The following is a 10,795-nucleotide window of genomic DNA, read 5'->3' on the forward strand; positions in this document are numbered from 1 at the left end:
ATTCAATCTGCCTGCACTGTGCCCGTAATTAGCTCTTATGTACCCATTAACCATCTCATATCTCTGCTTTGGACAATAGCTTACTACTTGCTTGATATCCGACTCACTGACCTCAGACCATCTGTTCTCTGATTTTACAGGTCTTGAATGTCACAATAACCCTCATGGTCTAGCTCAAGACCAAACTGTTCTGGTGTATGCCTAAGAATCTTACTCATAAGTTTACTGAGGCTCTCTTCTTGTTTTGGTGTTAACATGATATACTCCTTCTAATAAAATATTTGTCTATCTATAATAACCTATCCGATGATTCATAACGCCTTGTGAAGTAAAGTACCAAACCTCCGATAAGGGAAATGTAGCCCCAATCCACAAGGGAAATACTCGAAAACACCTTTGATTAAAGCCATGATAAAAAATTTCCGATTCATAAATCCCCCCTCCTCTCTAATAATGTACTTTATTATATTAAAATAGTTAGATTCTCACATGAATTTTCCCCATACCAGTCTTCATCAACATTATATTCGCTTAATTTATTTTACAAAAATCGTACTATCTGTGTTCCCTTTTTTATATCTTCAATGTCTCCTGAATCCTTTACATTAATTCCAATTAGCGGATGGTTAGCAATGGAGAAAGAAATGCTTATATCCAATACGTCCAGTTCGCATTTCGTTCCATCTATCTTATCTACTTGTATTTTTGAACCTATCAAACCTTTCAAATTGGTATGATCCTGCTTATCTGAACCAAGATTTGTTCCAATTAAAATGATTCCTTTATTGGGTGTTTTAATAATATCGTCTAACTTCATAATCTCCAAAAGAGAACCTCTCCATTCTAACGTTCATGTATGAACAGTATATCTTTAACTTCCCTAATTTTGATACCTTCGTTTTTAATCTAGTAATTCCATCTCTTAATAGCATAATTCTTTCTAATTGGGTCAAATCAGGAGCAAATCGTGCAGCTCGGATACTTGCTTGGGCTTCGTCAAGTGCAAAGTTCCTAGTTATAACGTTAAATTAATCATCCATAACCTGGAAGTATCTCCCTGCTAGTCCTGCTTCATAATGTCCGACAACTTCATGCGCTATTGTTCCATGACCAGTAATCCGGCTATTAGCTGCTAATTTACCTGTCGCATTAGAAGGTAATACATCATTATTTATATTGAGAATCGTATCAAATAATAATCCAGTAGGAGATGTGTCATTAGGCCCCGCTACACAGATATTTTCTTGTGGCATCCCTAATTTTTTTGCATACTGAGTTAAACCTTCAATTTGTGCTACAGTTAAAGGCACTTCATTACGCAGGCCATTAGTATCAATAATTTTTCTTGCATTGTCCGCCTCTTCTATTATTCGGGTAGTTCCATCTTTTAATGGAGTATATTTTATAGACCCTGATAACCCAATTTTAGGCTTAATAACTGAACTAACTCCTCTAAACAATCCTGCTGTACCGATCATATTAGCCCAGTGTTCCTTCGACCACGCATTGGTAGGATTAAATGCTCCCTGAATCATACCCGTTATTCCAAATGTACCGAAATTGAGCATGTCATTCCATGAATCGTTTTGTTTAGCTGCCCGTTCCATGTACCCTTGATACATTCCTTTTGGAATACCATATGACATAGTGTTGGAAAAGACTTGGATAAATTGAATAATAAAAAGGGCAACCGAAGTCGCCCTAGATATTCTAATTATTCAACTTAACTCTTCAAATGCTTTAGTTACACAAATCTATTTACTGTCTTCTTCCTTGATATAAGTAGCGTCATATTGAATGATGGCTTTTGTTTTATCCGTAGTCTTTGAAACGTCGTAGACTATTTCATCTTGATTGAATTTATCTTCATCATGGAGAGATTGCGGTTTTTTTACAAATAATGCATCTTTAGTATAAATTTTATCAGGATGATTAAGTCCTTCTAATACACTATCAGGGACTACTGCTTTTGTAACACTCTCCATTTCTTCTGAAGTATCATCACTAGCAAAAACATTATTACTAATAACTACAGCAAACGTAACAGTAAGGGCAGCCAACCCCAAAAATTTTAATTTAACCATCACTTCTTTCCTCACCCTCCATCACCAAATTCCCAGCCATTAGGTTCAACAACTCTATAAACTTATCAATAAATTTTCGTGATCAATGTTACCTTTAGTAGCAAAAACTGCTCCGCTAATTTTTATGCCTTTTTTCATGGAATCCTCTCCTTTAATTGATATATAGCTTATAGCTTGTCGTTGCTTTTCCAGTTGAAATTTAAGAGTTTGCTTTCTTCTTCTTTTACTACTTCGCTTAACCTAACTACAAAGTGTTTTTTAAGTAATACCTTAAATAAAAATTAGCTGGTTCACTTTCAGGTTTATCGTTGTATATAACATTATCATTCAGTACTACGACAAATGGTTCCACACTATTGATGTACCCATCATAAATATACAAATCAATGCCCTTAAAGTTTCGTAAGGGAAAGATCATCCTCAACTCAGTGGAAAATACTCAATTGAGAAGGTTGATCTAACTTATTCATTTTTCCAAATAAGAGACCCTTCAGAAGATGTGATCATGCTAGGGGGGGGCGTCATGGAGAGAAATTTCAATAAAGGAACTTTTTCCTTTTTATAACCATTTATATATACTTCCTTCATCGTTATTTGGCTTAGATACTATTTATTTAACGTCAATAACCGCAGCATCATATTCAAGGAACCCATTATCATCTTCATCTAAATTATTGTTTGTTTCATAGGTGGTGTCCCTAGTACCAATAATCTTTAATCCATTTTCCCAATCAATTGTTAGTTCTTCTTTTGGTACTGAAATAATAGCTTTAATTAAAGAATCATATCCCATATATTCCTCCTTGGTTTAGGGCGCTGCTGGTACAATATGTGCGCCATCTCTATTGTAATGAATAATTCCTTTTGTTGTTTCCTCGAGCTACCAGTATCTCTATTATAGTACTTCCTAGTAGATTTTCCGAAATCAATCCTTTCTCGTCCGGCTTTAAACATATCACCTTCTCCAGAATAACTATCAAGTAATTCTTGTGCGGTTTTGTTATCACACCCTTTAGTTCTCTTTTTCCAGAAAACAGACTACCATAAGAATAAAAACAATAACTTGATGTTTTTTGGAGGGTTGTGAATTGGTAGAAAAATTTGAAAAGACATTCGTTCAATTAGCTCAATGCGAGCTGTCTCCAGAAGAGCGGCGAGCATGGTGGGAAGAAAATAAAGTTCAATTGGAAAACACTTATCCCGTGGCGTTTTTCTTAAACTCAAACCCATCAAGCACGACTTTCGATGGGTGCCTATCCTTGCCAGCCAAAAGAGAGCCGTCGAATATCTTTCGGCGAGAAACATTCCATTCGAAAATTCCGATCTATACCAACAACACTATGGAGCTGAATTCAAAGCCATTTCGTAAGATTCAAAAAGAGCAGGATAAGATTCAACTTGACCATCTTAACAAAAAGATACCACAAGTATTCCAGACATATCTAAAGTTTGCGACTTCGCTTAGAAACGTTTACAGTAATTCGGATGTTTTGGATGGCGGCGCATCTTTACATAAAATTGAACAGGTAGAAGCGTCATTAGATTTTCAACTGCCAAGCGATGTAAAAAAAGCATTTTGAAGTAGTTGAGAATATTTCAATTGAAGGTACACGTTTAGAATTGGAATCATTACGAAAAATAGATATAAAAGAGAAGCCCTATATCGTTTTGGGTGAATTTTGGAAAGAAGCTGACGGGGACTTACTGCTGATAAAGCGAAAACCGGACCGGTAAGGGGGTATCCCTATCCGTTCCGGTCCCGTTTTCCTTCGTCACAACACAGTTTGTTTCTGGTATTTTTCAGTCTTACGATCCTTTTTAATCACTTTACTGTTATTCCTATAATCATCCCATGAATCTAGACTCAAATAAGGCTCTCCTTCGATGATATCTTTTACTTTGCTGTGCTGTTGTTCTTTGAATAGCTCAATCATTCGAATTAAATCATTGCGATCCAACAGCTTCACTCCATTATAACTGGCTAACTGTTCACACGAGGTTGTGTATTTACTTGAAGTAATCACAATAGATTTCTTAGCTCTGTAAAATCGCATACAGCTATACACTTCTTGAACCGCACCCAACCCAACAGGATTGGTGACTGCATACCGTTTGGCCTGAAGGACATTACGGTATCCCTCACGATCTGTAAATACCAAATCTGCTCCAAAATCTCTACTGTCTTGTGTCTTATACACATCACTATAACCCAAGAAATTGAACAGCTTGCACAAATAAATTTCAAAATCCTTGCCATCTTCCATACGATCAATTTCGCTTATGCCGATTTTGTAAGGATCAATATCCTGCGTTACTTTATATCGCTCTTGGACTTTGGGCCTTTTAAGAAAACGTAACAGAACCAAAGCAAGTAATACAGCAATGACACCAACAACTATAAATATGTACAACTCTGCTCCTCCTTAGCTATTCAACCCTTTTTCACACTTGCTTATAATACAACAAATAGGTACAATTTACCATTTAAATTCAGAGAAATATAGTAGATTAGAAACAAAAATGAGTCTAAATAAAAAGGCAACAGGTAATACCTGCTGCCTCACTTCCTATTATTCAGCTTCCCTTAATGTTTTTAAAGCTCCAGTAAATGAATTGTCGATCGACATAATTTCTCCATTAACTTGATTGCTAAATTCGGACTCCGTAAGTTTATCTTTTCCTGCCGTGTGATTCTTAATGAATTTTATAAGGTCTGCTTTCTGTTTTGCAATATCCTTTAAAACTTGGTCACTTTCTCGCTTGTAATTTTTAATACTTTTACTTAGTTCCACCTTTGCCACGCTGAGCTGCTTCTTTAATTTATCGCATTCAGCCTTGGCTTGAGCTATTACCGCTTTACTAGACTTATTTTTCACTTCATTTTTATAACGTGCAGATGCTTGATTTAATCTTTGCGTTAGCTGGCGAACTTCTGCTCCTAGAACAGCATTAAGCTTTTTTTCTGCAGCTTTAATTTCTTTTACACGATCTTTGTAATTCTCAAAATATATTCTTTCGATTTCACTTGTTGACATAGCTTTTGTAGATGTTGCCGCCAATACTTGTGATGGAATTAAAACAACAAACATTAATAATAGTAGAATAGCTTTCTTCATATGTATCCCCTTGTCTGGTAATAGTATAATTATCATAAGGGAAATGAAGGGAATAGACAATATATCTTATTTTATTATCATGATATTTCTAAAGAAGCGTTAGAATGATTACAGTAGAAATGCAAAACAAATAATAAACAAAATTCATTAAATACTTTTTCAAGCATTTGGAACGTAGCTCTGAACTCTCTTCACCAATTTCATTTATAGTTTCCTCGATGATTTCCCTTATCTTCATCCAAATCTTTGTTTAAAGATTCTTCCATCAAGTTATAGCTACTTTTTAAGTTCAGATTAACAACAACTAAAGAATATACATCTACTATCTTTAATTCCAAGATCCACTGGTATATGGGTAATATTTTGCTGATTGCTCCTATACAAATTCCCGTCAGTACCCAAATACTTTCTTCCTATTTTAATTTGTGCGCTCTATCCGTTATAGGAGTTGCTTGTAGCAAGCTCAAATGGAGAAAGCTTACTCCTATTTATTGTTAAGGGAGCAAGCTCAAAAATAAATTATTTTGTAACATTAATTATCTTTTCAGCGATTGACCGACATTCTTCAATACTTTTGTCGAATTTCTTTTTAAAAGATTGAGCGAATACCGAATGAATCTGCTTTGCTAATTCTTCAACAGAGTTTGTTTCCTTACTTTTTTCATGGATTCTACGTATTTCTGAATAATATTCCTCTTCTAATAAAGGATATATTTCGACGGGGTTCCATTCATTAATCATTTGTACAATATCATCGTTCATTTCTATACACTCCTACTCTCCAAATAACGATTTAGATAGTGTTTTATATGCATCATCATACTTACTCTTAGGAATAACTGTAACAAGTGTCCCGTCGTTAGCAACTACAGCAGCACCTTCTTTTGAAAAAAACAAATGCTTACTACCATTATTCTGGGAAAGGGCCTTCCCATTCTCCACTCAAGAATCTGCCATTTCTTTGGTTACGCCTCGCTCTTGCATTCTTTCTAAAGTATGATTAGAGGAATTATGTAGTATATAACTGGAAGAAAAAATATTTCACAAATATCAAAAAAGGTGTAGTCATTAAGTTGACTACACCTAATTAAATATCATTTGTCATTGTATGTTAGAGAAACATGAAGATAGCCATCTCTTATACCAGGTAAACCATCCGTTTCTTTTATATCTAAAAAATCAAGTTTTTCTCTCCAAGCTTCTCTTTCTTTATCTTTATAAGTGTTACCGTATCTATCAAAAACATAAGCGATAACTGATGCTTTTATTTCAACGCTCCCCTTTGAAATACGTGTCCATTCTGTCGGTGCAACTATTTGGTTACTTAAAGGAGTTATTTCTTTCCCCGAGACATTCAATACAAACACTTTCCCTTGATTTCCTACAAGCGCTACCTTCTTCTTAGCATCCCATGAAACTGAATCGACATAACCACCAAACAAATCTTTTATAGGTATATATCGGGACTTATAATTAAATTGTTTCCCTTTTTGCTTATATGAGATTGTTAAAGCCGTGTTTTTAAGATTTGAGTTGTACGCATGATCAGCTTTTTTGGCTATTGAATCACTAACACTTGCTGCTTGTATAATTCCTCCTAAAACAAAAAATAATGAAAAAGACAATAAAAATATAACTGCTTTTCTCATAAATATCCCTCCAAACCTTTTCATTAAGTAGCTGATAACCTTAGTTAGGTCAATACCTATTTCAAAACATATACAGGCACTGACCTAACACTACAATATACTTAGAAACCTACAGTATTAACTGTTACTGTTTGGTAAGGTACACTACCAGATTTACTTATTGCTCCACTAGGCGTATCACACGTACCAAACGTTTTTCCATTATACGTGTGACTACTTAAAATGCCTTGTGTCAAATCAGTTGTTGATCCATCTATTCTCGTAACCTCAGTACCAGAATAATTAACCGTTACTTTACCAATGTCACCACCAGAATAATTCTCTTTAGCTAAAGCTGTAACTCTTTTAACAACTAAATTAGAAACCTCAGAGCTACTCAGTGGTTTTGAATAAGTAAAGAGAAGGTACTGATTTGTACCATTAACATTAGTTCCGTTCACAAAGTACTTAAAACGCGAAGTAGTAGTATCATAAAAAACATTGCTTATAACATTAGTACCTGCTTTGTATCTAGGAGGAACACTAGTGGAACCATCTGGAATAGGATTCTGTAGCGTACCCTGCGGATGAATAACCGCAGTATAGCTGTTTTGTGCTTGACTATACTGTAACCCAGCTTCAAGCTTAAACCCACTCAAATAAGAAGAAGAAAGCACATCTATACCATTATATAAATATCCAGCTACACTTCCATTAGGTGCATTAATTGCAGGATAGGAAGGTAAAGTAAACGTTGTTCTAATACCTTTATATCCAGTAGCCGTTACTTGTCTAGCAAAAGCTCCACTATTAGAGCCTAAAATATTGGGATCGATAGTTGCTCTTTGTAGAGCAATATTGTTTTCTACACCCTCTTCCTTTTTATTTAAATCAATTTCATTAACAACTTCCCCATTTTTGTCATACACAAATCCATTGTCATCCATTGTATAAATATAGGCATTATCCAATATGTTTTCAAACTCATCTTTTAATGATTCATTATTGTATGTAGACTCAGATGCAGAAATGCTTTTTTTATTCACTTTAATACCAAACTCGCTTAAGTAGTCATTCTGATCTGTCTTGTTCAGGTGTGCAAGTTCATTAAGATGGTAATTCACTTGATCAATACGATCCTTGTCAATTTGTTGTTTGATGATCTCTTTATCCAATGGTACAGCACTACCTTCTGCTTTTACTGAGGTGAGAGGAGCCATACCTATAATTAAGGCCAACCCCGCAATTGCTAAATGCTTTTTCATCTAAAAACCTCCCAATGTTTGATAGACACAGGATATAATATACAATGTTGTATATTGATTTACAATATTTTTTTCATAAAAAAAGGATTTTTTATAATAATTTTTAAAAAATGCGAACAATTCATTGTCACATTTACAAAATAAAAAGGTTAGACGGACAGCCCGTCTAACCTTCACTTAATTTTCATGGTTTAATGCATATGAATAAACGCTCCGAACTATTTATACAAATGTACTAACTACCAATGTGCCAGCTCTAAACTTGAAACCAACCACTTTGAGCTGCCGATGGTATAGTTGTAACTTGACTACTCGTTGATTGTGTACTTATGACTAATACTAATAAGAAAGTCGTCGTGCATAGCTTTCTAAATTATGATACTCCGTCTTGGCTTCAGTTAGGACAAATTTCTGATAACGTTCGACAATTATCCTGTAACGAAGGATTGAGCGTTCATCATTAATTATAATTGATTTCCTCATACCATCTAATAAGAACCGAACTCCCTTTTCGTACTGGCCTCTGGATAAACAATATTCAGCCAATTCACTCAATACGCCAACAAGCTTCACTATGTAACAAGGGGAAACGAAATTTCGTTCCACATGCATAGGATTTCGAATATCGCGTTTCACGATAATTAAGTTTAGCTTTCATACCTTTCGATTCAGAGGGTTAGAATTACGATATGGAAATTCACCATGTCTGGATTGGCAACGCACGTCCACAATGGACACGAGTTCAATTATAGCGTTACTCAGTGTCACGCTATTTTCAGAACGCAAAGTTGGCTGTGAAGATTGTATGTAAACTTGCTTTGGGATTACCCGAAACGAAGCGTCAAAGTTGGAGGTTGGAAAGTTAAGGTTACCATCAGCAAAATTATCCTTTGGGTGGCACTTGATGACACCCATTTCGTTATGTAAACAATACTATCAGCTATGACCCCGTGAAAGCTTCCCAATGACGCATTTGGATACAGAAAAATCCAGTCAGCGTCAATATGTGGACAACTGGATGGTAAAATTGATGTTTTATTCAAAAATATGTTAACTTTAAAGGCCCCTCTATTATTTAGGAGGGCAATGCCAGCGAACACATTAACGACTCCGTTGGGCTTGTATGTGGTTGAATACGAACGGCTGCTGTGGTATGTGCTTCTGCCAAATTTGAAATCGAATCGTAAGAAACATATTTTGAGGGTCTGTTTAAGCAATTAAAATAGGACTAGTCAGAAGGGAATTCCCTTCCGACTAGTCTCTTTAAATTACTATTATCGATATTCTCATAGTGAAGCAAAACCAATGATTTTTAATAATAAACGTAGAATGATCCATCGTTTATATTTCCACCTACGTAAATTTTATAGTAACCATATAGTTGTGTTTTTATATATTCTTTACCCTTTATTTGTCCTAAAAATTTTTCACCACCATTTGGGTCGACAGCATAAACTGGAAAACTTTTGGTAGAAGAAGCATTAACCACAATCTTGATAGCCCCAGTCATATATATATCCTGAGTTGAACTTCCGATATCTCCCCATTCTGTTCCTTGAAAATCAAAAGTTCCAACGTCCTGAATTTCCTGTGCTGAAGGGGTATTATTAGTAACGGCTTCGTCAGCAAAAACGGCTTGTATAGGTGTTAAGATCATCATCAAGGAAGCAAAAGCAGAGATTGATATTTTCTGAAATTTTCTCACATTTAACATCTCCTTTAGGAAATAAATTGAGAATCAAAATTACCAATTAATCTAATGATTTTACAATAGATTAGCTAAACTTCTCGAAAACATTGTGTATAAATTAAACCGTTTACTCCTCCTCCAACGTTTGTATCTTGCAATAAAAAATATACAATATTCTCTTTGGAAGAAACAGGTTCTTTCTTTATTGTCATTTAATAAATTGTTATTTATTGTAAATATAAAATTTGATAAATCCCCCCCTTTTGTGAAGAAGTATTGTATTTTGTTTACTTGACGAGTGTTCAGTGACAACAAGTTTACCCTATCATTCTCTTTAAGAAGGATATCTTATTGCCTTTCAATTTCAATTATTGTTAATGTGTAGCTGATGAACTGGTATCAATACGTTGTACATTGAACATATATACCTGTTATACGCTCTCATGTTCATTCTAAAGCTGTTATTCACTTTATGAATATGGAAGTCTCAAAATCCCAGTAGCTTTAATCTGCGTTGGCTTAACGTTCTCCTTTGAGCTTATCTCATTTACTTTACTCTCCTGTCGGTACTCGTAATCTTTTAAGGTCATTTCACAATTCACAGTTGCAGTTTTTCTCTAGAATAAACTTTCCAAAACCACTGTTCCAAAGAATGCTATATCGTACGATCATTTTGTCCATATACAAATATCTTCTTTTTAATAGATTTTTTATGGCTCAACTCAAACAACCATTTGAGCAGACCTCACAGGAGTAAAATGCACAGTCACATGCTTGTTCCCCTTAAAAAGGTCACAAATGCGGTCACAAAATTCAGTCATTTATAAGATTTTAATAGAATGAATCAGTACAGATCAGTAAATTGAAAATTGCTATGAAAGCTTGTCCCGCTTTACTTTACGGCTTAAACAGCGGAAAATTTCACTGCCCCAAATTCGGTACATCTTAGACGCACCACACATGATGTAACCACGGGAGTTGGAGATCGTCAACAGGGTTGTTTTAGGCAGTT

Annotated in this window: 13 protein-coding genes and 2 pseudogenes; 2 read left to right on the plus strand and 13 right to left on the minus strand. The window is 35.0% G+C overall.

The window, feature by feature from the left end; genetic code table 11:
* The 7 genes and pseudogenes from HFD99_RS25985 to HFD99_RS26160 all read right to left on the minus strand — a co-directional run.
* Positions 1 to 96, minus strand: a pseudogene (locus HFD99_RS25985) (RNA 2'-phosphotransferase); the annotation flags it as partial.
* Positions 97 to 134: 38 nt separating this feature from the next.
* On the minus strand, positions 135 to 257 hold the full coding sequence (locus HFD99_RS26155; protein WP_446723036.1) for an RNA 2'-phosphotransferase: 123 nt from the start codon (positions 255 to 257) through the stop codon (positions 135 to 137).
* Positions 258 to 541: 284 nt separating this feature from the next.
* The gene (locus HFD99_RS24545) at positions 542 to 817 is read right to left on the minus strand and encodes a hypothetical protein (protein WP_225164900.1); all 276 of its coding nucleotides are present in this window, start codon (positions 815 to 817) and stop codon (positions 542 to 544) included.
* Positions 818 to 843: 26 nt separating this feature from the next.
* Positions 844 to 1,658, minus strand: a pseudogene (locus HFD99_RS25575) (WXG100 family type VII secretion target); the annotation flags it as partial.
* A 96-nt stretch (positions 1,659 to 1,754) separates the two neighbouring features.
* Complete coding sequence (locus HFD99_RS24555) at positions 1,755 to 2,084, minus strand: hypothetical protein (protein ID WP_225164864.1); 330 nt, start codon at positions 2,082 to 2,084, stop codon at positions 1,755 to 1,757.
* Positions 2,085 to 2,694: 610 nt separating this feature from the next.
* Positions 2,695 to 2,877, minus strand: a complete 183-nt coding sequence (locus tag HFD99_RS25850; protein WP_225164863.1) for a hypothetical protein — start codon at positions 2,875 to 2,877, stop codon at positions 2,695 to 2,697.
* Positions 2,878 to 2,892: 15 nt separating this feature from the next.
* Positions 2,893 to 2,943: a hypothetical protein gene (locus HFD99_RS26160; RefSeq protein WP_308810692.1), complete on the minus strand. Its 51-nt coding sequence runs from the start codon at positions 2,941 to 2,943 to the stop codon at positions 2,893 to 2,895.
* Between the two features lie 229 nt (positions 2,944 to 3,172).
* On the opposite strand from HFD99_RS26160, the gene HFD99_RS24570 reads away from it, so the two are divergent.
* A complete protein-coding gene (locus tag HFD99_RS24570; RefSeq protein WP_167441032.1) occupies positions 3,173 to 3,664 on the plus strand; it encodes a hypothetical protein in 492 nt (163 codons plus the stop codon).
* A 192-nt stretch (positions 3,665 to 3,856) separates the two neighbouring features.
* Here HFD99_RS24570 and HFD99_RS24575 read toward each other — a convergent pair whose 3' ends face one another.
* The 5 genes from HFD99_RS24575 to HFD99_RS24595 all read right to left on the minus strand — a co-directional run bounded on the left by HFD99_RS24575 (position 3,857) and on the right by HFD99_RS24595 (position 8,093).
* Positions 3,857 to 4,495 carry a restriction endonuclease gene (locus HFD99_RS24575; RefSeq protein ID WP_123796967.1) on the minus strand — a complete coding sequence of 213 codons (639 nt, stop codon included), beginning with the start codon at positions 4,493 to 4,495 and terminating at the stop codon, positions 3,857 to 3,859.
* Between the two features lie 159 nt (positions 4,496 to 4,654).
* On the minus strand, positions 4,655 to 5,200 hold the full coding sequence (locus tag HFD99_RS24580) for a hypothetical protein (RefSeq protein ID WP_123796966.1): 546 nt from the start codon (positions 5,198 to 5,200) through the stop codon (positions 4,655 to 4,657).
* A gap of 519 nt (positions 5,201 to 5,719) precedes the next feature.
* Positions 5,720 to 5,962, minus strand: coding sequence for a DUF1871 family protein (locus HFD99_RS24585; protein WP_123796965.1), 243 nt, complete (start codon positions 5,960 to 5,962; stop codon positions 5,720 to 5,722).
* 332 nt (positions 5,963 to 6,294) lie between these two features.
* Complete coding sequence (locus HFD99_RS24590; protein WP_123796964.1) at positions 6,295 to 6,849, minus strand: hypothetical protein; 555 nt, start codon at positions 6,847 to 6,849, stop codon at positions 6,295 to 6,297.
* 101 nt (positions 6,850 to 6,950) lie between these two features.
* A complete protein-coding gene (locus HFD99_RS24595) occupies positions 6,951 to 8,093 on the minus strand; it encodes a hypothetical protein (RefSeq protein ID WP_107735294.1) in 1,143 nt (380 codons plus the stop codon).
* Between the two features lie 1,086 nt (positions 8,094 to 9,179).
* On the opposite strand from HFD99_RS24595, the gene HFD99_RS25995 reads away from it, so the two are divergent.
* Positions 9,180 to 9,314 (plus strand): hypothetical protein, encoded by a 135-nt coding sequence (locus HFD99_RS25995; protein ID WP_260148403.1) that lies wholly within the window; start codon positions 9,180 to 9,182, stop codon positions 9,312 to 9,314.
* 91 nt (positions 9,315 to 9,405) lie between these two features.
* On the opposite strand, the gene HFD99_RS24600 is transcribed toward HFD99_RS25995, so the two are convergent.
* Entirely contained in the window at positions 9,406 to 9,798 is a 393-nt protein-coding gene (locus tag HFD99_RS24600; RefSeq protein ID WP_123796963.1) for a hypothetical protein, read from the minus strand.
* Positions 9,799 to 10,795: the final 997 nt, after the last annotated feature.

It is taken from the genome of Paenibacillus sp. EKM301P (assembly GCF_011800295.1).
Lineage (GTDB): Bacteria > Bacillota > Bacilli > Paenibacillales > Paenibacillaceae > Paenibacillus > Paenibacillus polymyxa.